Raw genomic sequence first — 22036 nt, 5'->3', positions numbered from 1 at the left:
GCCTCCTGCAAAAGCAGATTTTTAACTGGCCGCTACATCACGGGCCGCAATAATATCTACTCCTAAGCCTAAAATATTAGCACAAATAACGTCGCCTTCTCGCACAGGAGCCTTAACGGTAACACCGGACAAGCACCGGGCACTGGCAAAAACTTTATCTTTGGGCAAGGCAGTGCGTGACACCACAGGCAGCAACGTTAGTTCTCCACCGGTCACCCGTACGGTTGTTGTGAGCATGCGTTTAGGAGAGGTAACTTCCTCCCGGGCATAATCTTTCCCCCGCTGACAGGTCAAACCGGTAACACCGGCAAACTTTCCATCTTCCAGTACCACTTCGCCGACACAGCTCATCGGACAAACGATGCAGCTCAATTTCCGCTTGACAGCCGTCATTCCTTTTCACCCCCTAGACGTTTGACTTGCACACTCAGCTTATCACCGGCTGCTCTAACCTTATCCGCCGGTATATCGACAACAATCATCTCACCCGGCTTAGCAATAGGCAGACGGCGCTCCATTATTTTTTCATGGCCTGCCGTAATGGCAATGATTATTTTCTGCTGCGGCTCGGTTACCCGCATAAACAGTCGGACTACAGGCATATCAGCAGTAATGGCAACCTGCTGGGGAACTACGGAACGGATTCCTTCCCCCGCTTCTACCGCAATGACTCGTTCCGGCTGCTGCAATTGGCCTTGCCCATAACGGGCTGCCCATTTACCGGCAATATCGCCTTCTTCCGAAACAAAGTCAACTAAATCATGAACATGAACAACATTGCCGGCGGCAAAAAATCCGGACAATGTCGTCTGCCGGTATTGATCTACTACCGGTCCACCCGTTATATCATCCATCGTCAAACCAATGTTCTTCGACAGTTCATTTTCTGGGATCAGTCCCACCGACAACAGCAGGCAGTCGCAGGGAATTTCAAACTCGGTTCCCGGTATGGGCAGCCTGTTGTCCCCCACTTGCGCAACCGTAATACCGGTTATGCGGTCGCCGCCATGGACCTTGACAACGCTGTGTGACAAGAATAAGGGGATATCAAAATCCTCCAGGCACTGTACGACATTACGAGTCAGTCCATTAGAATACGGCATAATCTCGATACAGGCATGAACCTTGGCTCCTTCCAGGGTCATCCTGCGAGCCATGATCAGCCCGATATCACCGGAGCCTAAAATGACAATATTCTTACCTGGCAGAAATCCTTCCATATTAACCATGCGCTGTGCCGCACCGGCGGTAAAGACTCCCGCCGGCCGCTGGCCGGGAATACGGATAGCCCCTCTTGTCCGCTCACGGCAGCCCATTGTGAAGATAACTGCTTTGGCACTGATCCGGACAACACCCTCCCGGGGATTGACTGCAATTATCGTTTTATCGGCGCCAACCTCCAGCACCATCGTATCCAGCATTGTTTCAATCTGCGGCTGTCCTTGCACCATTTTGACGTACCGGCTGGCATAGCCTGGTCCGGTCAGCTCCTCATGAAAGCGATGCAGTCCAAACCCGTTATGAATACACTGCTGCAAAATGCCGCCCAGCTCACGATCCCGTTCAATGACTAATACTTTTTCCGCTCCATTGGCTACCGCTCCATTCGCAGCTGCCAGTCCGGCTGGTCCTCCGCCAATAATGGCCACATCAACTACACGCTCAATCATGAGAGACCACCTCACATTCCACCGGCATTTTGTCATAAAACAGATAAGACTGCCTTGAGTCCTTGCGCACCGCAGTAACAGGAATGCCCAGTTCACGAGCTAAAATTGCCGTTACTTTCGGACCGCAGAAACCGCCCTGACAGCGGCCTGATCCAGCTCTTGTCCTGCGTTTGACACCATCAACCGTGCGGGCTCCACAGGGTCTATGAATGGCATCAACGATTTCGCCTTCGGAAATGCTCTCACAACGGCAAATGATCCGGCCATAGAGGGGATTGGTTTCAATCAACTTTTCCTTGGCTTCATAGCTTAATGAACTGCTGTGAACCCGCGGCAGAGTAGCTGCAATAAACGTTTCTTTTTCTTCCATGGCCAAGCCTTGCTCCTGCAAAATATGAACCACTTTTTCGGCAATGGCCGGAGCTGCACTCAGTCCTGGCGACTGGATGCCTGCGGCATGAATCAGGCCGGATACGGCATCAGACGCTTTAATAATAAAGTCACCTGAACCGGCGGCAGCCCTTAACCCGGCAAACTGCACAATAGCCGCTTGTAAAGGTATGCCCGGTACCAGCTTGCGGGCACCGGCAATAATGCTCTCCAGCCCTGGCGAAGATGTGGCTAGATCGTCGGCATCGGCAACATCCTCGGCGTTAGGGCCGATAAAGATATTGCCGTGAGCGGTAGGGGAAACAAGAATCCCTTTGGAAACTTTACTGGGTGTGGGAAACAACACCGAATTAACCAGATAGTTGACGGCTTTGTCAAACAAAATATATTCGCCCTTGCGAGGCTTAATGGAAAAGCTGTCATCGCCGGCAGTACGGCTTAGTACATCGGCATGAACACCGGCAGCATTGATTACAAAACGGGCGCCAATAAAGCCTAATGTAGTATCCACACCGGTTACCTTGCCATTTTCAGTGACAATTGCGTTTACGCCGCATTCCGTTAGCAGCTGCGCGCCGTTTTGCACCGCATTTTCGGCAAAAGCAATCGTAGCGCGGAATGGACAGATGACGCCTGCCGAAGGAGCCCATAGAGCTCCGGTAATATCAGGAGCCAAGTGAGGCTCACGGGCCAGCACTTCCTCGGGCGGTAAAATTTCCAGCCCCGGCACACCATTTTGTTTGCCCCGTTCCAATAGTTCGTCTAAAGCCTGCCGATCCTCTTCATCTTTGGCAACTACCAGTGAACCGACCCAGCGAATATCCAGATCCAGTTCTTTTTCCAGCTTGCGGTATATTTCATTGCCCCGTGCATTCAATTCGCCTTTTAACGTGCCAGGATGAGCATCAAAGCCGGCATGCAAAATACCGCTGTTCGCTTTTGACGTTCCCATAGCCAGATCAGGCTGGCGTTCCACAATTACAATATTCAGGCGGTAGCGGGATAGTTCCCGCGCAATTGCGGTGCCAACAACCCCTCCGCCGATGATAATAATATCTGCCTGTTTAATAGGAGGCATAATTGTTACTCCTTTCCTAATAAAAGAGATGGTCCTTCAGCGCCTGCACTATGCAGACGCTGAATGTGAACCATCTCTTTATCTCTAGTTCTTTACTATTAAATTTTAGTCTTCCCAGTCCATTGACCGTTTAACAGCCTTTTGCCAGCCCTTATACAGCTTTTCTTTCTCTGCTTCGGCCATCTTCGGTTCAAAGCGGGTATCAAGCTGCCAGTTTTTCACGAGATCGTCCTTGCTGGCCCAGAAACCTACTGCCAGTCCGGCCAGGTAAGCGGCTCCCAATGCTGTGGTTTCCGTGACCTGCGGGCGATCAACAGGTACCCCTAGTATATCCGCCTGGAACTGCATGAGCAGATTATTGGCTACTGCGCCGCCATCCACCTTTAAGGCTTGCAGCTTGATATTGGAATCGGCCTCCATGGCACTTAAAACATCTTTCGTCTGATAAGCCAGCGAATCAAGCGTGGCTCTTACGATATGAGCCTTAGATGTGCCACGGGTAAGACCCAGAATCGCGCCGCGGGCTTTCATATCCCAATACGGTGCGCCCAGCCCGACAAAAGCCGGAACTACGTATACACCGTCAGCATCGGATACCTTTTGAGCAAAATATTCCGAGTCAGGTGCCGCTTCAAGGATTTTCAACCCATCCCGCAGCCACTGAATTGCCGCACCGGCAATGAAGATACTTCCTTCAAGAGCATATTCTACTTTACCGTCCAAGCCCCAGGCAATAGTCGTCAGCAAGCCATTCTTGGAATCATACAAAGCATCGCCGGTATTCATCAGCATAAAGCAGCCTGTACCGTACGTATTTTTAGCCATACCGGGCTGGAAGCAGGTCTGACCAAACAAAGCTGCCTGCTGGTCGCCTGCCGCACCGGAGATTGGTACGCGGGCTCCCAGGAATACACTGGCATCGGTATAACCGTAAATTTCACTCGACGGCCGGACTGCTGGCAGCATTTGTGCCGGTACAGTAAGCGCTTCCAGCAGTTCTTCATCCCATTTCAGCTCACGGATGTTGTACATGAGCGTGCGGGATGCATTGGAGTAATCAGTAACGTGAACATTGCCGCCCGTCAATTTCCAGATCAGCCAGGTATCAATTGTGCCAAACAGCAAATCACCCTTCTCGGCTTTTTCCCGGGCGCCTTCTACGTTGTCCAGTATCCACTTCACTTTGGTACCGGAGAAGTAAGCATCCACTACCAGGCCGGTTTTCTGACGGAAAAGCGGCTCTAAACCTTTTGCCTTCAGATCGTCGCAGATATAGGCAGTTTGGCGGGACTGCCAGACAATCGCATTATAGACAGGTTTGCCGGTGTGCCGGTCCCATACAACGGTCGTTTCCCGCTGATTGGTAATGCCGATTGCGGCAATATCGGTGCCTTCAATCCCGGCTTTGGCCATAACTTCAGCAACTACCCCAATTTGAGTTCCCCAGATTTCCTCGGCATTATGCTCTACCCAGCCTGCTTTGGGATAAATCTGCGTAAACTCTTTTTGTGCCACGGCAACAATATTGGAATGCTGATCAAACAAAATGGCGCGAGAACTGGTTGTGCCCTGGTCAAGAGCCATTACATATTTTTTCGTCATTGTTTTCACTCCTTACATTTTACGCTAAGTTAAATTTTGTACTACTTTGCGTTATATCGTAATTAGAGCAGACCAAGCATAATGGCAGCAAATGCAGCCAGAGCACCGCCAATAAAGGGCCCTATCACTGGAATCCAGGCATAGCTCCAGTCAGAATCTCCCTTACCGGCAACCGGTAAAAAGGCATGGGCCAAACGGGGGCCGAGGTCACGGGCCGGATTAATGGCATAACCGGTAGTAGCGCCTAAGGACAGACCAATTGCCCAGACTAAAACGCCTACCAAATAGGGTCCAAAACCGGCAGCCACTCCGCCAACGGCTTTCGAGAATATGCAAAAAATAACAAAAACAAGCATGAAGGTGCCAATGATTTCAGAAATTAAATTATTAGTGGCATTTCGTATAGCTGGTCCGGTTGAAAAGCAAGCCAGTTTCAGACCTTTATCTTCCGTGGCACTCCAATGGTCCATAAAGAACAGCCAAACAATACAAGCACCCACAAAAGCACCGGCAATCTCTGCAACTATGGTGCCGATTGCCTGGGATGATGTATATACACCGCCGATTGCCTTTGCCAGTGTTACGGCCGGGTTAAGGTCAGCCTGTACCGATCCCAGGGCATTGGCCGTAAATACTCCCATAATAACGGCGAAAGCCCAGCCGGCAGTTATGGCAACCCAGCCAGCCCCTTCTGCTTTACTTTTTTTCAGCAGGCAGCTTGCTACTACTCCATTACCAAAAACAATTAGTACTGCAGTTCCCAAAAACTCTCCCATCAATGGACTTGTCATGTTAATTCCCCTCCTCATTATTATCAACGCTGATAACCTGGTTTGGGCGCAATTCCCCGATCACCCTCCTTTGTTAAAAGGACAGCAAAAAAGCCCAAACTACTCCTACTTATGGTAGCGAGCAATTTGGACTTCTCTTATTCTCTGTCCCTCATATTCGGTTACTAAGATATATTCGGAATATTTTTTAAAATTCCTGCTTATCCCGATTATTTTTACTGCTATTAGCCCTTGATTGTCCACAATGCCCGCCGGCTGGTGCTGACTGCACAAATTCCGTTGTCAATTGCCTGTTGAACATCAGCCGGAGTAGTCATAAGACCGCCCGCCAAAATGGGGATACCGGTTTTCTGAATGAGCTCCTGCACCGCTGCAGCAGGAATCGAACCAGGCAGCACTTCCAATGCGTCCGGTTTAAAACCGCGTAAGAATTGGATACCTGATTTCAGGGCCTCCGAATCCATCAGAAAGAGCCGCTGGATGACGATCATGCTTTCTTCGCGGGCAAATTTAGCAAGATGGGATTTTGTTGTAATCAATGCTGAAACGCCCAATCTGGCCAAAAAACGGATGCCGGCCTTATCCTTGCCAATCCCCTCCACCAGGTCCAGATGAATAATCAAACGCTTTTTATGCTGCTTCGCTTGTTCCAATAAGCCGGGCAACGTATTAATATCACCAAACAATAAAATAACTCCCGGCGAAGTACTTTCCATAGCAAATTTGAAATCTTCAGGATTGCGCACAGCCGGAATAACGGGGCCGTTGCATAAGAGCTTTAATATCCCCTGTGGGATCATGGTAAATCGCCTTCTTCTAATTCTTAGTCTATCTACCTATTCGCCTATTGCTGGAAATTCCCTGCCAGCATCTGTCCATAGAACTCCCCTGCATGATAGGAACTACGGACAAGCGGTCCGGCAGCAACACTAATAAAGCCCGCTTGTTCCGCCTCTGCAGCAAGCTGACGGAACTCATCCGGCGTTACATAGCGCTGTACGGGATAATGCTGCATAGTCGGAGCCAGATATTGACCGATTGTCACCATCTGAACACCAGCGGCGCGCAAATCACGGAGCAAATTCCGAATCTCCTGTCGTTCCTCCCCCAGTCCAACCATAAACCCTGTTTTTATTGTGGTTGGGGTTTGAGCATGCTCAGCCGCATAGCGGAGTACCGCCAGTGACCGGCTGTATTCGGCTCCCGGCCGCACAGCCCCATACAGGCGAGGTACCATTTCTATATTGTGAGCAAAGATTTCCGGTTTTGCTGCCAGCACAGCAGCTACAGCCCCGGTATTACCCTGAAAGTCGGAAGTCAATACTTCCACGGCAGGCGGCTCAGGCAAAGTACGCAGCTCTGCAATGACGGCGGCAAAATGACTTGCACCTCCGTCAGCTAAATCATCACGGGTGACTGCCGTCACTACCACATGTTTCAATCCCATATGCTCTACAGCTGTTTTTAATCGCCCTGGTTCATCCGCATCCACTGGCGCAGGGACTCCATGGCCGACCGCACAAAAAGCACAATTTCGCGTACACGAATTACCAAGAATCATAAAAGTAGCCGTTCCTTGCGAAAAACAGCTTCCCTGATTTGGGCACCTGGCTCCTTGGCAGACGGTATGCAGCTGCTGGTCTTCCAGCTGCTCCACAATATGCCTGTGCAGGGAGTCGCTGCCGTGCTGCTTAGCCTGCCTAACCATTTGCCTTAGCCAGGCGGGCACCGGGGGACGGTTCTGGTATGTCATCATTACCTCCAGCATTCACTGAGTATTGATTAACGTTACCTCTATTATGCAGCAAAGCCTGATGGCTGGCAATGTCCAATAAGCACACAATTGCCTGCTTACGCTTGTCACTACTGCCGGTATGCCAACGGGCAAAAAAATCAACTGCCGGAAAATAGATACCTTCCGTCAGTTGATAGAATTGCAGCTCTTTATATGTAATTAATCGTGGTGATGATGGCCTCCGCCACAGCAGCCGCCGCCTGAACCATGGCTGTGACCGCTGCCATTATGCCCGCAAGCCTGTTTGGTACCGTCTTCACCCAGCTTCATTTTTTCCATGCTGCCACAGGCAGGACAGGCCAGTTCATATCCATGCTTGCCACCTGCCGTACAGGGCGGCTCTTCCCACTGCTTGCCACAATCGCGGCATTCAAAAATCCGGTTTTTCATTCGATAATTCCCCCCCTGGATTAAAATCGTGCGGCCTTCAACCAGAGCGCTGGCAATTTTCAGGCGGGCAGAGCGTAAAATGCGCTGGAAAGTTGCCCGCGACACCGCCATGGCTGCCGCACACTCAACTTGTTCCATATCGCATTGATCCTTCAGGCGAATAGCCTCCAGTTCTTCCAAACCAAGTACTACCGCCTCACCTGCCTGGCTTCCGTCGGGATTGAACCTCAGGCAGCCAGGAGCTTCTTCAATTAACCCGCAGCAACGCTGTCTGGGCATAAGCCCCACTCCCTTTTGAGCATATGCTCAATTCAAGTATAGCAAAACTGCCATAAATTACAAGAGAATTATCAAATAACTACATTTTAAATTTCGATGCCTTTACCGTCTTCTGCATATTCACAGGAAATGTTATGCAAATTCGCCAGCATATTATCATTCATATGGGTTAGGATTAAGCGCTTAGCCTCAAGCTCGTTCCCATGTTCCATCAACGTATGATAGTCAAGATGGAATTTTACTTTTTTATTAAAGGAGTACGACTCGGCAATCAAAATATCGGCACCTCTGGCAGCTGTTACCAGGCTTTCCTGCCACTCGGTATCACCCGTATAGGCAATGACCTTGCCTGCTGCTTCAATCCGCAACGCTGTTGAAGGGCTGCCGCTGGGATGCGCTACCGGATAAGAAGTGATATGAAAGCCGTTTATATCATCAGAACCCCCCGCGTCCAGTTCCCGGATACTAACAGAGAATTTTTGTTCGGTTTGGGATGAGCCGGGAAAAAGTACTTCCATTGCATTTACAATTCGCTGCTTTGTACCGATTGGCCCGACGATGGCGAGCGGAGCCGTCCGTTTGCTGATCATTTGCGCATCCAAAATAAAAAACGGAATTCCACAGAAATGGTCTCCATGCAAATGCGATATAAAAATAGTACTGATTTCATTGGGATTAACCTGATACTTACGCATTGCAATTAGTGCTGAGGCTCCACAGTCAATTAAAAATTTATCTGCCCCTGTGTCCACCAGCATGCACGTCTGCAACCGGCCGCCGCTCCCAAAGGCATCACCGCTTCCCAAAAACTGAATCCTTACACCCATTGCTCCGACCTCCTTCAGCTATTGTTAGCATACCCTTTCAGCATACAATATTTTATCTATTTTTTAAACTGCCGCTCCACTACTGCTATGCATTGACGCAAATAATAAAATGTTTTATGCTGTGCTTATTGAATGGAGGATCTCTATGGAAACAATGAAATCTTTATTTTACTTTATCACTGCCGGTATATGCGAAATCGGCGGAGGCTATCTGATCTGGCTGTGGCTGCGTGAAGGAAAAAGTCTGTGGTATGCTTTTTTCGGCGCGGTCATTCTGATTCTCTACGGTATTATTCCCACTCTGCAGCCAGCCAATTTTGGACGGGTTTATGCGGCGTACGGGGGCATTTTTATTGTTTTATCCCTGCTTTGGGGCTGGAAGGTGGATCAGGTTTTGCCTGACCGTTTCGACATAATCGGTGGAGCGATTTCACTAATAGGAGTCCTGATTATTATGTATTGGCCGCGGGGCTAGCAGCAAAAACAGGCTGTCTTTTATTGTATCTGTATACTGTCTAACAAGCTGAACGAGTAAAGAAAAAAGCACGGTTGTCACTTTTGTCATCGCCACAAAAGTAACCAAAAAGTCTAGGCCAGATCTTCCAAAATACTTGAGAAAAAGTCAGCTTACTAAAATCCGTTAAACTCGCTACGCTCAAACAGAACGGATTTCTTAACGTAAGCTGACTTTTTCTCATCCTGCGGACCGTATTTTTCCAGAAAGGCCGAAAGGAACGGGAAACAAATGGGAGACGATTCTGTGTGGCATAGGGGACGGTTCCACTGACACAAATTATCTGCAGCTAAGATCCTTATTCTCCGTTCTTTGCTTTCGTCTCCTGCGACCCTTACAAAAATTGCCGTCCCGCAGGGTGGCAGCAGAATCATGCAGAAAAGCGACCTACCTTAATCAGGCAGGCCGCTTTATCATTTTCTAATAACGCTTCCGTTTCGAAGAAGAGGCAATCCCTAATTCTTCACGGTATTTGGCAACAGTTCGCCGCGAGACAGTAACACCGCGATCGGCAAAAATATCGGTCAGTGCCTGATCGCTGTAGGGCTGGGAGGGATCTTCCTTCATAATCATTTCTTTGAGCTCCCGTTTAATTCGTCCCGCCGCCACATCAGGGCCGTCGGCATTTTGCACGGCAGCTGTAAAAAAGGTTCGAAGACTAAACAGACCATGCGGTGTTTGTACGTATTTATTCGCCGTTGCCCGGCTGACAGTAGATTCATGAATGCCAACCTGATCAGCAACCTTTTTCATCGTAAGTGGTGACAAGTAATTGGGTCCGTTGTCAAAAAAGTCCCGCTGCATCAGGACAATTGCTTCCATCACATTATACAGCGTGCGGCGCCGCTGCTCGATACTTTTGATCAGCCACACCGCAGCCTGAATGCGGCCTTCGACATACTTCTTCGCTTCCGTGTCCGCTTCGCGCACAACATGCCGGTAATAGGGATTAATGGTAAGGTTAGGCGTGTCATTATCATTGATAATAACGACATAATTGCCATTTACCTTTTCGACCGTTATATCAGGTGTGACGTATAAGGACTGACCACCACCAAACGAACAGCCCGGCTTAGGATCAAAAGTACGAATTACATCCATAGCCAGTTGGACAGCCCGCGGTGTACAGTCCAGTTTTTCGGCAATATTTTTTAGTTTACCAGCCGCAATATCATCCAGGTAATTCTCAATCACAGCAAAAACGATCGGATCCGTAATGCCTTGCAGCTTCGCTTGAATCAGCAGGCATTCGCGAAGATTGCGGGCTCCTACGCCGGGAGGATCAAAGGTCTGAATAAGCTCTAATACGGTTGTCACCATTTCTACCGATTCGCCTAAAGCATCGGCAGCCTCTTCCATCGTAACCCGCAAATAGCCATTAGCATCAATACAGCCCACAAGGTATTCGCCTGCCAGGCGGGGCCGATTGCTCAGCACAGCCATATGCAGCTGGAATTCAAGATGCTCCTGCAAGGTTATGGAATTGGAAACTAAGGCTTCAAATGTATTCTGCTCTACTTTTTCAGCAGGGGTATATTCTTTGTAATTAGGCCCGTCGAAATATTCGGCCCAGTCCAAATACCGGTCTACCTCTTCGGACGTCACCGCAGGCGTCTCTCCTTGCGCTTCCGCTTCTACCGGCTTTGCTTCAGCCGGTTCCGACAGCTCCAGTACAGGATTATCAAGCAATTCTTTTTCAACCATCTCGGCTAATTCCATAGAGGAAAGCTGTAATATGGCAATAGCCTGACAGAGTTGAGGAGTCATAACCAGCTTCTGCTGTAATTCCTGTTTAAGACCAAAATCCATTTGCATGCTGCTTTCCCTCCTTAGCCGAGTGGTAGCTTATCCTTTGTCCCATAATAGATTACAGGTTTGTGTAAATAGGGATTTTTATCCAAGATTCTGAAGATTTACACTGTCCTAAATGGTAAGCAAAAGGGCGGAATCCCACCACCCTTTACACATACCGGTTACTCCCTTATACCCCGTGTGAATCGTTTCCCGCTTTGGCCAAAGCTAAACTAGCCTGGATCATCAAAGCACACTCAAGGCGTTTTTTCTGCAATTCACAGCCTATTTCATAAGGCTTGTCAATGCAGCCATGCATAGCTTCCGCATTGGCATGGCAGCCACCGCTGCAATAAAAACGCGCCCAGCAGGTACGGCATGCTTCCTTATTCAATACATGAGTCTGACGGAACTGCTGGGGAATCACCGTGTTTTTTACACCTTCCACCACATTTCCCAGCAAGTATGCATCCCTTCCGACAAACTGATGGCAGGGATATAAATCGCCTTCCGGTGTGACCGCCAGATATTCATGTCCGGCACCGCAGCCGCTCAGCCGTTTGGCCACACAGGGACCCTTATGAATATCCATATTAAAATGGAAAAACTCAAAGCCGTTTCCAGCTAGTTTGCGCTGAATATATTCTTGCGCCAGTTTATCGTATTCGGCAAACAGCACCGGCAAATGCTGCTCTTTAATTTCATAGGCCATATCCTTGCCAACCACCGGCTCTACAGACAGCAAATCAAAGCCTGCATCGGCCATTGACAGAACATCGGCACAAAAATCAAGATTATGAGCGGTAAAGGTACCGCGCAAATAGTAATTCTGTCCATTGCGGGAATCCACAGTTTTGCGGATATTGGCAAAGGCCTGATCATAACTTCCCTTGCCGCCAGCATTAGGACGCATATAATCATGAACTTCCCGTCTGCCATCCAGACTCAGTACCAGGCTGATGTTATTGTCATTTAAAAATTCAATCGTATCATCTGACAGCAGTACGGCATTCGTAGTCAACGTCAGCTTAAAAATCTTACCGGTTTTCTTCTCCTGCTCCCGTACATAAGCTACCGTTGAACGGACCACATCCATATTCAGCAGCGGCTCACCGCCGAAGAAGTCAATCTCACAATGGCGGCGTATGCCGCTCTGCTCAATAATAAAATCAACTGCCTGCCGTGCTACTTCTGCCGTCATTAACCCGCGGCTGTGTCCAAAATCGCCTGTACCGGCAAAACAATAGCCACAGCGCAAATTACAGTCATGAGCAACATGGAGGCAAATAGACTTCACAATTGGCTTTTCACTAAAAGTCAGAGGTACGTCCAGCTCGGGAGCAAACAACAGCTCCTGCTCAACCAATTGTCTTAATTCTGCCAGCGCTTCTCTAAGCTCAGCCTCGCTATACTGACAGGACAGGGCAGTAACAACCTCCGCCTCATTTTCACCGGTAAAGACGTCTAATATATCATACGTCAGTTTATCAATAATATGAATGGTTCCGCTGTTCACATCCAATAAAGTATACAAACCATTCGAGTAAAATTTGTGTATCTTGTCGTTCATCTATATCCACCTTTTCATTAGAACCAATTCCCTTGCGAGCGAAGCAATGCAAACCCTCGTATCCTTTGTCCTTATGCCACTAAGCTTAGGCTGGCGAGAAAGGTCCAGATGCTAGGCGCCGATGTTTCCGGAACCGGAGGCGTACTGGAAGTACGGTGAGGATTCCGTAAACATCGGCAAATGCGAAGTTCTTGGCACTTTAGTGCTTTAGAACTTCGGCTTACCCTTAACGGGTACAACGCAGATGGGCCTTTATCGCCAGCCTAAGTAAAAATTAAGCCCCATGCCGTTAGCATGGGGCTGCTGTCCTTACGGCTTACTTCTGACAAACCTGATTGCCAACCGTGCAAGAAGTTTTGCAAGCTGATTGGCAGGAAGTTTGACATTCACCACAGCCACCGGTATGTACGGTTTGCTGCAGAGAAGCTGTACTAATGGTAATAACGTGCTTTGCCATCATGAATCCCTCCTCGCTGCAAGTAATGTGCCATTGCTCCATATATAATAACACAAAATGGAAAGAGCAACAACACTTTTTACCGTCACTATTCCAAATCGTTTTAATGCTTCGGAGCTAAAATAACTTTTACCGGCAGATTGGAGGCACCTGGGGGTGAGAAAGTAAACCACAAAGACTGGCCGCCCTCGAAATTCCCCAGCAGCTGCATATCTTGTTCAGTTGAGGCACCAAAAAACAGACGGTCAGCCGGTGTATCCATTTGACCTGGCACGTACTGGTATTTAATTCCCAGTGCCCCGGCATATTCGCCACCCCGGGGATTGAGATAATAACTGACTTTTCCATTCGACTCTGAAGGCATAAACATCCGGTATACAATCCCGTAATTACCGTAGTTCAGCACTTCGGAACCATCGGTGGCATCAATGCCTTTGACATAAACATCCTTTTTATTGTCTGCCAGCGTAATGGCTACCGCCCCATGCTCCTTAGGGTTATATATGGCTGCAGGAATAAGCATCCGGTCTTTGCCATCGAAAGTCCCCCGCAGGCGCCATTGGTCAGCAGGCAAAACTTTGGCTGTCGCAGCAAATTTCCGGGCATTCTCCTTGACAGGCATCATCATAACCTTAACGGTTACCGGCTGCTCGGCATAAAAATCATACATGCCGTTAACCAGCATGTTAGGTTCAACAACCGCATCATTCAGCTGATAAATAAGCTGCGTAGCGCCCTTTGCAGGAACTTCCACCAAATAGGGTTCATGCATGGCAAAATACTGCGTTTGAACCGCTTTACCTACCTGGAGATAATCCAGACTGGGTCCCCCCAGACCATGTTGCAGCACTGTAACTTGGGCTGGCTCAGAACCGTTGTTCTCCAGTAAAACAACGATTTTTTTCGCTTCTGTTGTCGCATTTACATGATGGAAAAAGAGTCTTGCATCACCACTGACCGTATCCTGATACATGATGCCATCGTCAGGTACCATTTCAGGACTGTCGGACAATAAGAGCTTGCCGCCATAATTGCTTGTCGTCATTTTCCATTCCGGAAGCTGCAGAACATTCACCTGACTAGGATCTATATCGCTGTGAGCAGCAAATACCGTACTTCCCGCCGCTATTGTCGCCACAATTGCAATTATCCATGACCTCATGAGTTTTACTAACATATGTACCTCCTTTGGTGTAAACATATTGTCATTATAACAACTCAGGAGGGATCTGTAAAATTACAAAATTGGGCAAAAAGTTAGTAATGAAACCGAGAAACGGTATTTTGCAGGTCTTGCGCCAATTCCGCCAAAGCCTGACTGGCAGAAGCGACTTCTTCCATACTGGCCAGCTGTTCCTGACTTGCATCAGAAACGGATTGCGTTTGAACAGCCATATTTGCAGTAGTTGTTTCCATGTGCCGGATAGAACCGACTATTTGCTGACTGCCTGCTGCCAGATCATTCGTAACCGTCGCTATATCTTTAATTTGAGCGGCTACCAAGCCGACAAGCCGGTGAATATCACCAAAAGCCTGACCGGCAGTAGACACAATCTCAGCACCGCTGTTAACCTCGTTTATGCCTGCCTTCATTACCGTGACTGCTTCAGCCGTATCCACCCTCACCTGATGAATAAGCGCAGCGATCTGTTTGGTAGCTGTCCCCGACTGCTCGGCTAATTTGCGAACTTCATCAGCCACAACGGCAAAGCCTCTGCCTTGTTCTCCAGCACGGGCCGCCTCAATCGCAGCATTAAGTGCCAATAGATTTGTTTGCGCGGCAATTGCTGCAATCGTCTCGACAATTTTTCCGATTTCTGCAGAGTGCCCATTCAGTTTGCTCACTACCTGCGCAGAACGGCCTACTGACCGTTCAATATCCTGCATTTGCCGGACTGCCCTGTCAATAGCTTCACTTCCCGAATCAGCAGCCTGAGTCGTTTTATCAGTCATATCATCAACCAGCTTGGTATTCGCTGCTGCCTGTTGAATCCGGGCGGTCATATCCTCTATAACAATCACTGTCTGTCCCATTGTTTGTACTTGTTTTTCATTGTCGCCTGCCACCTCGACAATGGCTGTTGCCACCTGCTCGGCAGCCCGGCTTGATTCATCGGCATTCGCACTCAGTTCCTGTGAGGAAGCCGCAACAAGTTCAGCCGACTGTGATACCTGAGTTACCAGCTGCCGCAGGTTATCAATCATCTGATTTAACGACCGGCATAAATCACCAATTTCATCATTAGAATTATTGGAAAGCGGCTCAATTTGCAGATTGCCCTCAGCAACTTGCCCCATCGTAACTCCCACAGCAATAATCGGCTTGGTCAGACGGCGGCCAACAAACCAGACTAGTGCACATCCGCCTAACAGAACCACGAAAGCCACCACCGCAAAATTGACGAAAAAATCATCCATCAGCTTGTCGGCAAACTCTTTGGATGCTCCTACATAAAACATACCGACAACCGTTCCCTGACTATCACGCAGCGGAGCGTAAAATGTTTGGTAAGTAATGCCCACTACTTCCGCTTCCCCTATATAGGTCTGTCCCTGCTTCAATACCGTATCCGCGACCTCAGGTGCAGCCTTTGTTCCAACTGCCCGTTTTCCGTCACGCATGACATTCGTTGTTATTCGCGTATCTTTGGCAAACAGGGTTACCGTATCGCTGGTCATTTGCCCTATTTTATCAACAACTTCCGTATGATCGTTAAGCGCTATGCTTCCTTTATACAGCACACCATCCTTTACCTGCCACTGGCCAGGATACAATGCATCAATTATTGCTAAACCGGTAGCCTGATCGGATTTTACTTTTTGAATGGCAGAAGCATTAATCTGGGCTTTCATATTCTGTATAGCGACAACACTAATACTGAGGCAAATGACTAATAATATAGCAATCATGGTTGTCACCAATTTTAATTGCAAACCCATGCGAAACTTCATAATCGAGCACCTACTTTTTATTATTTATTAATTAATATATATTTGCTATAAATACCATTTATCCTTCATCTTTAAAAAGTTGCACAAATCTGATTTCGATCTCAAATAGGAAAACCTGTCTGGCTAATAGCCAAACAGGTTTTTTACCTATTATGCTCTTTATCTGCTCCAAGATTATCCGCTAACTGTTCCAGCTTCCGCAGACGGTGATTCATGCCTGATTTTGATACGCCCTCATCAAGTGCTTCCACCAATTCATTCAGCGTAGCTTCCGGATAAGCCAACCGGACTTCTGCCGCCTGCCTGAGACCACGGGGCAGTTTATCAAGTCCTATTGCCTGGGCAATAAGCTTAATTTTTTCCACCTGTCGAACAGCAGCATTTACCGTTTTTTGCAAATTGGCAGTTTCGCAGTTAACCAGCCGGTTTACCTGATTGCGCATATCTTTTACAACGCGCACGTTTTCAAAATCTAAAAGTGCTTGATGGGCGCCAATAATATTCAAAAACGAGGTTATCGCATTCCCCTCTTTCAGGTAGACAATATAGTCATTCTTGCGATCGGTCATCCGGGCAGGCAAGCCAAAAGACTTCATAATGCGAACCAATGCTTTGGCAAAATCACTGTTGCCTGTTACCAGTTCCAGATGATAATCACCAGCAGGTTTATTAACAGAGCCGCCGCCCAAAAAAGCCCCTCTAAGATAAGCGCGGCGGCAGCAAGCTTTTCGCAGCAGGCTGCCATCTTCACTGGCATTGAAGTTTTCCCCCTGCATAATGCCCAGGGTTACTAAAAGCTCAGAAACAGTCGGTGCGGGAACAACTCGCAGCATATAGGAATTATTTTTTTTCAGACGCCGCCCCCTGCTGACCATTACTTCTGTCTTTAAGTTAAAGTTGCGTTTAATAAGTGATAGAACTTTTCGGGCAACAGCCGCATTTTCTGTTATAAAATTGATCCCTACGTTATTGCCGCCGCCGATCAGCATAGCGCCGCCCATACGCATAAGCGCTGCCAGCTCAGCAACCTGGCAGCAATCGGTATCACCGACAACGCGGGCCAGTTCGTTTTTCACTTCTACTGAAAAAGACAAGTTCTCTCACTCTCAATCTTTGAGTTCTTTTATATTTTCGCCAATTAAATAATAATCCAGCAGTTTCATCCGCTCTGAACTGGCTTTCAACTGATAGACCATTGTCATAATCGTCCGCGACAATTTTACCGGATCATGGCGGACCAGGTTGGTTTCACTGATCAGGTTAGCTTCCACGACTTTAACTCCCAGTGCCTGCAGTTCCTCAATATCCGCCTGAACCGGATAAGCGCCCTGACTGGCATAGGTCTGCTGAAGCGTACAGGCAACACCTTCTACATTGACTACTACATAATCAATAATGCCCGGTCCAACGTGATCAAAAATAGCTTTTACATGCTGTGAAGCCGTGTAATTATCTGTCTCACCGGGCTGCGTCATCACATTGCATATATAAATTTTTACCGCCTGGCTTTGTCGTAAGGCATCGGCTATTCCCTCTACCAGCAAGTTAGGAAGCACACTGGTATACAAGCTGCCAGGTCCAAGAATACAGGCATCGGCTTCCTGTATGGCCTCCAGCGCAGCCTTTACCGGTGTCGCCTGAGCAGGGCGGATAGAGAGCTTTTTAATGCGCTTTCCTGCCAAGGGAATACGCGATTCCCCTTCTACGACCGTACCATCCGTCATTTCCGCTACCAGGCGGAGCGTATCCGTTGAAGCCGGCAGCACTTGACCACGTACTTTTAATACTTTACTGGATTCCCGCAGGGCTTGTTCCACATCTCCCAGGACTTCTGTCATAGCCGCAATAAACAAATTGCCAAAGCTGTGACCAGACAAGTTGCCCGTACCACCAAACCGGTGTTGAAAGAGCTTCTCCATTAACGGTTCCGTATCGGCTAAGGCAACGAGGCAGTTGCGCAAATCACCAGGAGGAATAATCCCCAGGTCCTCGCGGATACGCCCCGACGACCCGCCGTCATCGGCTACCGTTACAACTGCAGAAACATTACTTGTAACGCTTTTAATCCCTCTCAGCAGCACCGATAAGCCAGTGCCTCCGCCAATGACAACAACGGAAGGCCCCCTGTTCAGTTTGCGTTTCTGAAAAATCAACTCAACTAACCGTTCTGAACCATCAGGGATAATGACACTTATTACGGAACGGATAATCTGCCGCGTAGCAAACATCATTACCAGCAAACCTAAAGTAACCACACTAATGCCGACGATAACCGTTACCGTATAGTAGAATTTGCCGGTTGCAAGATAAACCATTTTGAAAATAGTTTCTTCCAGAGCACCAACATACTTATAGTTAAATACAACGGCTAAACCAATACTGACGGCAATAACTCCTAAAGAAAACAGGAGCAGCCACCGCTTCAGCTTCATACCGGGATATAACCATTTCAAAAAATGCATTATGCCACCTCTCCTATGGTAGAGGGTTTATTTTCAAAACTTTTCACTTCATTGCGAACATTCCACATATTATTCCCATTGCGAGCCTGCGATGCAATGCCTTCGCCCGTTCCCCATTGCGAGCCTGCGATGCAATGCCCTCGCCGTTCCCCTATTGCGAGCCTGCGATGCAATGCCTTCGCCGTTCCTTCATTGCGAGCCTGCGATGCAATGCCTTCGCCGTTCCTTCATTGCGAGCCTGCGATGCAATGCCCTCGCCGTTCCCCATTGCGAGCCTGCGATGCAATGCCCTCGCCGTTCCTTCATTGCGAGCCTGCGATGCAATGCCTTCGCCGTCCCTCCATTGCGAGCCTGCGATGCAATGCCCTCGCCGTTCCCTGCCGCCAAGCACCGGCTGTTCAAAAGCAAGTATGGCTAGGCGCCGTGAGTACCGGCACCGGAGGCGTACTGGAAAGTACGGTGAGGATGCCGGTACTTGCGGCAACAACGCCAGACGCCGCTTTTCAACAGCCGGCCTCGCCCTCCAGGATGTTGTGCTTAATATCCCGATGCTCCACATTCACTTTGTAGCCTTTATTGCGCAGCCCTTCATAAATCCGGCTGGCAACAAAAACCGAGCGATGCAAGCCGCCCGTACAGCCAATTGCTATGATCAGCTGACTCTTGCCTTCTTTTACATAATTGGGCACTAAGAAATCGATAAGCCCACCTAACTTTTCCATAAATTGCTGCGTTACCGGCCACTTCCAAATATAGTCGCCGACTTCCTGAACCTGACCGCTCTTTTTGCGTAACGATTCGACATAAAAGGGATTAGGCAGGAAGCGTACATCAAACACCATATCGGCATCCAGAGGAATTCCATATTTGAACCCAAAGGAAACCACCGTAACGGTCATTCGCTCCTGTTCCAATTCACCGGCAAAAAACGTAGCAATTTTATCTCGCAGCTGTGGCGTAGACAAATCGGATGTATCAATAATCCGGGTAGCACGGCCGCGAATATGCTCCAAACGGTCTCTTTCGCGATTGATCCCTTCGCTTAAACGGCCATGAGGCGACATGGGATGACGACGGCGTGTTTCTTTATAGCGGCGGATCAGCGTTTCATCCGATGCTTCCAGAAAAAGAATTTCATATAAATACCCTTGCTTCTCCAACTCTTCCAATGCTTGAATCAGCGTATCAAAAAATTCACCGCCCCGGATGTCTACGACCAGCGCAATACGGCTAACCCGTCCGCCTGACTGGGCACACAGTTCAGCAAACTTTGGAATCAGCATGGGCGGTAAGTTGTCCACACAAAAATAGCCCATATCCTCCATCGCCCGTACAACCTGTGTTTTTCCGGCTCCTGACATACCGGTAATGATAACTAATCGAAAGTTTTCCATGTCTGTTTCACCTCTGAAATTACGCTTCGGCGCATCTTGCCGATAAGCATACCAATATTATTATAGGATAGATTCACCAAAATTGCAAAAAACAGGGCTTGCCAGACATTATTCCCCTTAAAAAAAATTATGGAAATATTTTGGAATTTATAGAAGAATATGGAAGGTAATTTCCTAATCATAGCGAATAAAGTAAAAAATTTGCGAAATACAACTTTGTTTCAGCATAGAAAGGAGCCCGCTGTGAAAAATGATATATACCTGGGAGTGCGGCCTCATAATGTGGCAAATCAGGAAACTCCTTTGCTCCATTATAGAACAAAATCCCAGGCAGGCGAGACGCTCCAGCAGACGGCTCTTAATGAACTGCTTGATGAAAACAACGCGCTGCATTTAGAAATAAAAGAATGCCGGCAAAGAGAACAGGAACTTCAGCAATTTTTCGAACTGATTCCCGATGCTCTTATGGTTATTACTTTTAATAAAGAATTGGTCCGGATTAATTCCGCCTTCTGCTGCCACATGGGTTACCATACAGATGAGTTAAAGCATATTCCTCTCAAAAATTTAATCCATCCGGAAGATATTGCTATGACCCGTGTTCATTTTGAGCAGGTCAAACAGCAAACACGGCACATATATTTTGAAAATCGTTTTTTAGCCAAGGATGGTAGTTACCGGTATTTGTCGTGGACAGCTACAGCCGCCAAACAGAAGCAGTTAATTTATGCGGTGGGCAAAGATATTACGCCGCAAAAACAATTACAAAAGAAAGCCGCCATATTAGAACGGTTGAATATAGCAGGTGAAATGGCGATTAATATTGGTCATGAAATACGTAATCCATTAACTACCGTACGAGGCTATCTGCAGCGAATGTCCATTAAAGCGCCGGATAAACTGCAGGATGCTTTCCAGTTGATGATTACTGAGCTTGACCACAGTAATGCCATCATCAGTCAGTTCTTGTTTTTAGCCCGTAATAAATCAATTAACCGGAAATGGCAGAATTTGAATACTCTTATTTCCAGCTTGTCACACACGCTGGAATTGGAAGCAACTCTAGCCGATCAAACCCTCTCGCTCCGGTTAGGAGAATTTCCGGATCTGCTGCTTGATGAGCAGGAAATTGCCAAATTGCTGGTCTGCCTGTGTAATAACGCGCTGGAAGCTTCACCTGCCGGACACTGTGTAACCGTTACTACCTCTGTGGAAGGCAACAAAGGGATATTGTCTGTCAGCGACACCGGCTGCGGCATGTCAGCTGAAGTAGTGGAAAAGCTGGGAACGCCCTTCTTTACCACTAAGCCCGACGGTATTGGCCTGGGAATGGCGGTCTGCTACAGTATAGCAGCCCGTCATAATTTAACAATTGACGTAAAATCCTCACGTTTTGGAACAAAAGTATCTGTCCACTTTCCCTTGTAACCACGCTGCAAATGAAAGCAGCCTGTTTTTAACAGGCTGCTTTTGGCATTATTTATTCATGATTGGAAACTGCACACCACCGGCAACTGACTTCGAATCTCCATACATCCACCAGGATACGTTTTTATATAAGGGACCATTGACCTGGGCGGCGGGCCCATTGATCCCCCACCCTACGCCCAAATTAACCGCAGGCTTAGGCGTAGTGAGATTAAGGTGCATTTCCGTTTGTTCGGTAACAACTAATTTGCCATTTTCAAATTTGGTGTCTTCTTTAACATTGGCCGGAACTTCAAATTCTTTGCCGTTTACTTTAACATAAATTTTTCCTTGCTTTTTTTCAAACTGTACATCCGTCTTTTCGGTAATACCCGTTTTCTCATCGGTCTCCTTCGGGACATAAACCACTTCTTTTGTCACACTGCTTTGTCCCTGAATGTAGACTATCTGAGGATCACTGGCCTTGCCTTTCTCACCGTTGGTATTCACAATAACCGTCGGCTGTTTTTCACTTATGCTCTGTTTATTCTGAGCGTATTGTCTATATTCATAGTAAGCGACCGAGAGAACGAGGAGAATCAGTAGCAGGCTGAGGAAATACTTCCATTCCTGCCGGATAACACGCATCACAGCTATTTCCCCCTTT

Annotated in this window: 21 protein-coding genes; 2 read left to right on the top strand and 19 right to left on the bottom strand. The window is 47.9% G+C overall.

The window, feature by feature from the left end; genetic code table 11:
* Window positions 1-21 precede the first annotated feature (21 nt).
* The 9 genes from EV210_RS14460 to EV210_RS14420 all read right to left on the bottom strand — a co-directional run bounded on the left by EV210_RS14460 (window position 22) and on the right by EV210_RS14420 (window position 8822).
* Entirely contained in the window at window positions 22-393 is a 372-nt protein-coding gene (locus EV210_RS14460; RefSeq protein WP_132081932.1) for a DUF1667 domain-containing protein, read from the bottom strand.
* Window positions 390-1670: an NAD(P)/FAD-dependent oxidoreductase gene (locus tag EV210_RS14455; protein WP_132081930.1), complete on the bottom strand. Its 1281-nt coding sequence runs from the start codon at window positions 1668-1670 to the stop codon at window positions 390-392. Before EV210_RS14455 ends, EV210_RS14460 begins: the two co-directional genes overlap by 4 nt.
* Window positions 1663-3138 carry an NAD(P)/FAD-dependent oxidoreductase gene (locus EV210_RS14450; RefSeq protein WP_132081928.1) on the bottom strand — a complete coding sequence of 492 codons (1476 nt, stop codon included), beginning with the start codon at window positions 3136-3138 and terminating at the stop codon, window positions 1663-1665. Before EV210_RS14450 ends, EV210_RS14455 begins: the two co-directional genes overlap by 8 nt.
* Before the next feature lie 105 nt (window positions 3139-3243).
* Window positions 3244-4740 carry a glycerol kinase GlpK gene (gene glpK / locus EV210_RS14445; protein WP_132081926.1) on the bottom strand — a complete coding sequence of 499 codons (1497 nt, stop codon included), beginning with the start codon at window positions 4738-4740 and terminating at the stop codon, window positions 3244-3246.
* A gap of 62 nt (window positions 4741-4802) precedes the next feature.
* The gene (locus tag EV210_RS14440) at window positions 4803-5531 is read right to left on the bottom strand and encodes an MIP/aquaporin family protein (protein ID WP_132081924.1); all 729 of its coding nucleotides are present in this window, start codon (window positions 5529-5531) and stop codon (window positions 4803-4805) included.
* 224 nt (window positions 5532-5755) lie between these two features.
* Window positions 5756-6331, bottom strand: coding sequence for a glycerol-3-phosphate responsive antiterminator (locus EV210_RS14435; RefSeq protein ID WP_376746772.1), 576 nt, complete (start codon window positions 6329-6331; stop codon window positions 5756-5758).
* 44 nt (window positions 6332-6375) lie between these two features.
* Window positions 6376-7287, bottom strand: coding sequence for a lipoyl synthase (gene lipA / locus EV210_RS14430; protein ID WP_243650560.1), 912 nt, complete (start codon window positions 7285-7287; stop codon window positions 6376-6378).
* A gap of 198 nt (window positions 7288-7485) precedes the next feature.
* On the bottom strand, window positions 7486-7995 hold the full coding sequence (locus EV210_RS14425; RefSeq protein WP_132081922.1) for a DUF134 domain-containing protein: 510 nt from the start codon (window positions 7993-7995) through the stop codon (window positions 7486-7488).
* 86 nt (window positions 7996-8081) lie between these two features.
* On the bottom strand, window positions 8082-8822 hold the full coding sequence (locus tag EV210_RS14420; RefSeq protein WP_132081920.1) for an MBL fold metallo-hydrolase: 741 nt from the start codon (window positions 8820-8822) through the stop codon (window positions 8082-8084).
* Window positions 8823-8967: 145 nt separating this feature from the next.
* On the opposite strand from EV210_RS14420, the gene EV210_RS14415 reads away from it, so the two are divergent.
* Complete coding sequence (locus EV210_RS14415; RefSeq protein WP_132081918.1) at window positions 8968-9297, top strand: YnfA family protein; 330 nt, start codon at window positions 8968-8970, stop codon at window positions 9295-9297.
* Window positions 9298-9756: 459 nt separating this feature from the next.
* On the opposite strand, the gene rpoN is transcribed toward EV210_RS14415, so the two are convergent.
* The 9 genes from rpoN to rapZ form a co-directional block, all read right to left on the bottom strand.
* Window positions 9757-11151 (bottom strand): RNA polymerase factor sigma-54, encoded by a 1395-nt coding sequence (gene rpoN / locus EV210_RS14410; RefSeq protein WP_132081916.1) that lies wholly within the window; start codon window positions 11149-11151, stop codon window positions 9757-9759.
* A gap of 166 nt (window positions 11152-11317) precedes the next feature.
* On the bottom strand, window positions 11318-12697 hold the full coding sequence (gene scfB / locus EV210_RS14405) for a thioether cross-link-forming SCIFF peptide maturase (RefSeq protein WP_132081914.1): 1380 nt from the start codon (window positions 12695-12697) through the stop codon (window positions 11318-11320).
* Between the two features lie 316 nt (window positions 12698-13013).
* Window positions 13014-13154, bottom strand: a complete 141-nt coding sequence (gene scfA, locus EV210_RS14400; RefSeq protein ID WP_132082054.1) for a six-cysteine ranthipeptide SCIFF — start codon at window positions 13152-13154, stop codon at window positions 13014-13016.
* A 103-nt stretch (window positions 13155-13257) separates the two neighbouring features.
* Window positions 13258-14331: a copper amine oxidase gene (locus tag EV210_RS14395; RefSeq protein ID WP_132081912.1), complete on the bottom strand. Its 1074-nt coding sequence runs from the start codon at window positions 14329-14331 to the stop codon at window positions 13258-13260.
* Between the two features lie 80 nt (window positions 14332-14411).
* Entirely contained in the window at window positions 14412-16106 is a 1695-nt protein-coding gene (locus EV210_RS14390) for a methyl-accepting chemotaxis protein (RefSeq protein WP_132081910.1), read from the bottom strand.
* A gap of 143 nt (window positions 16107-16249) precedes the next feature.
* The gene (whiA, locus tag EV210_RS14385) at window positions 16250-17200 is read right to left on the bottom strand and encodes a DNA-binding protein WhiA (RefSeq protein ID WP_132081908.1); all 951 of its coding nucleotides are present in this window, start codon (window positions 17198-17200) and stop codon (window positions 16250-16252) included.
* A 12-nt stretch (window positions 17201-17212) separates the two neighbouring features.
* Window positions 17213-18568, bottom strand: coding sequence for a gluconeogenesis factor YvcK family protein (locus tag EV210_RS14380; protein ID WP_132081905.1), 1356 nt, complete (start codon window positions 18566-18568; stop codon window positions 17213-17215).
* A gap of 151 nt (window positions 18569-18719) precedes the next feature.
* Window positions 18720-19055: a hypothetical protein gene (locus tag EV210_RS14375; protein WP_132081903.1), complete on the bottom strand. Its 336-nt coding sequence runs from the start codon at window positions 19053-19055 to the stop codon at window positions 18720-18722.
* Window positions 19056-19071: 16 nt separating this feature from the next.
* Window positions 19072-19962: an RNase adapter RapZ gene (rapZ, locus tag EV210_RS14370; RefSeq protein ID WP_132081901.1), complete on the bottom strand. Its 891-nt coding sequence runs from the start codon at window positions 19960-19962 to the stop codon at window positions 19072-19074.
* Window positions 19963-20205: 243 nt separating this feature from the next.
* Between rapZ and EV210_RS14365 the strand changes: the two genes are divergently transcribed.
* Window positions 20206-21390, top strand: coding sequence for an ATP-binding protein (locus tag EV210_RS14365; RefSeq protein ID WP_165898911.1), 1185 nt, complete (start codon window positions 20206-20208; stop codon window positions 21388-21390).
* A 48-nt stretch (window positions 21391-21438) separates the two neighbouring features.
* On the opposite strand, the gene EV210_RS14360 is transcribed toward EV210_RS14365, so the two are convergent.
* Window positions 21439-22020 (bottom strand): hypothetical protein, encoded by a 582-nt coding sequence (locus tag EV210_RS14360; protein ID WP_132081898.1) that lies wholly within the window; start codon window positions 22018-22020, stop codon window positions 21439-21441.
* Window positions 22021-22036 lie beyond the last annotated feature (16 nt).

Source organism: Anaerospora hongkongensis (assembly GCF_004339805.1).
Classification (GTDB): Bacteria; Bacillota; Negativicutes; order Sporomusales; family DSM-15969; genus Anaerospora; species Anaerospora hongkongensis.
This window is presented reverse-complemented; position numbering and strand designations above follow the sequence as displayed.

Bases quoted from the DNA above. Each gene is read 5' to 3' on its own strand.
- scfB (WP_132081914.1), bottom strand. From the start codon at position 12,697: ATGAACGACAAGATACACAAATTTTACTCGAATGGTTTGTATACTTTA.
- EV210_RS14435 (WP_376746772.1), bottom strand. From the start codon at position 6,331: ATGATCCCACAGGGGATATTAAAGCTCTTATGCAACGGCCCCGTTATT.
- EV210_RS14450 (WP_132081928.1), bottom strand. From the start codon at position 3,138: ATGCCTCCTATTAAACAGGCAGATATTATTATCATCGGCGGAGGGGTT.
- EV210_RS14455 (WP_132081930.1), bottom strand. From the start codon at position 1,670: ATGATTGAGCGTGTAGTTGATGTGGCCATTATTGGCGGAGGACCAGCC.
- scfA (WP_132082054.1), bottom strand. From the start codon at position 13,154: ATGGCAAAGCACGTTATTACCATTAGTACAGCTTCTCTGCAGCAAACC.
- EV210_RS14415 (WP_132081918.1), top strand. From the start codon at position 8,968: ATGGAAACAATGAAATCTTTATTTTACTTTATCACTGCCGGTATATGC.
- rpoN (WP_132081916.1), bottom strand. From the start codon at position 11,151: ATGCAAATGGATTTTGGTCTTAAACAGGAATTACAGCAGAAGCTGGTT.
- EV210_RS14425 (WP_132081922.1), bottom strand. From the start codon at position 7,995: ATGCCCAGACAGCGTTGCTGCGGGTTAATTGAAGAAGCTCCTGGCTGC.
- EV210_RS14380 (WP_132081905.1), bottom strand. From the start codon at position 18,568: ATGCATTTTTTGAAATGGTTATATCCCGGTATGAAGCTGAAGCGGTGG.
- EV210_RS14395 (WP_132081912.1), bottom strand. From the start codon at position 14,331: ATGTTAGTAAAACTCATGAGGTCATGGATAATTGCAATTGTGGCGACA.
- lipA (WP_243650560.1), bottom strand. From the start codon at position 7,287: ATGATGACATACCAGAACCGTCCCCCGGTGCCCGCCTGGCTAAGGCAA.
- rapZ (WP_132081901.1), bottom strand. From the start codon at position 19,962: ATGGAAAACTTTCGATTAGTTATCATTACCGGTATGTCAGGAGCCGGA.
- EV210_RS14390 (WP_132081910.1), bottom strand. From the start codon at position 16,106: ATGAAGTTTCGCATGGGTTTGCAATTAAAATTGGTGACAACCATGATT.
- glpK (WP_132081926.1), bottom strand. From the start codon at position 4,740: ATGACGAAAAAATATGTAATGGCTCTTGACCAGGGCACAACCAGTTCT.
- EV210_RS14440 (WP_132081924.1), bottom strand. From the start codon at position 5,531: ATGACAAGTCCATTGATGGGAGAGTTTTTGGGAACTGCAGTACTAATT.
- EV210_RS14460 (WP_132081932.1), bottom strand. From the start codon at position 393: ATGACGGCTGTCAAGCGGAAATTGAGCTGCATCGTTTGTCCGATGAGC.
- EV210_RS14420 (WP_132081920.1), bottom strand. From the start codon at position 8,822: ATGGGTGTAAGGATTCAGTTTTTGGGAAGCGGTGATGCCTTTGGGAGC.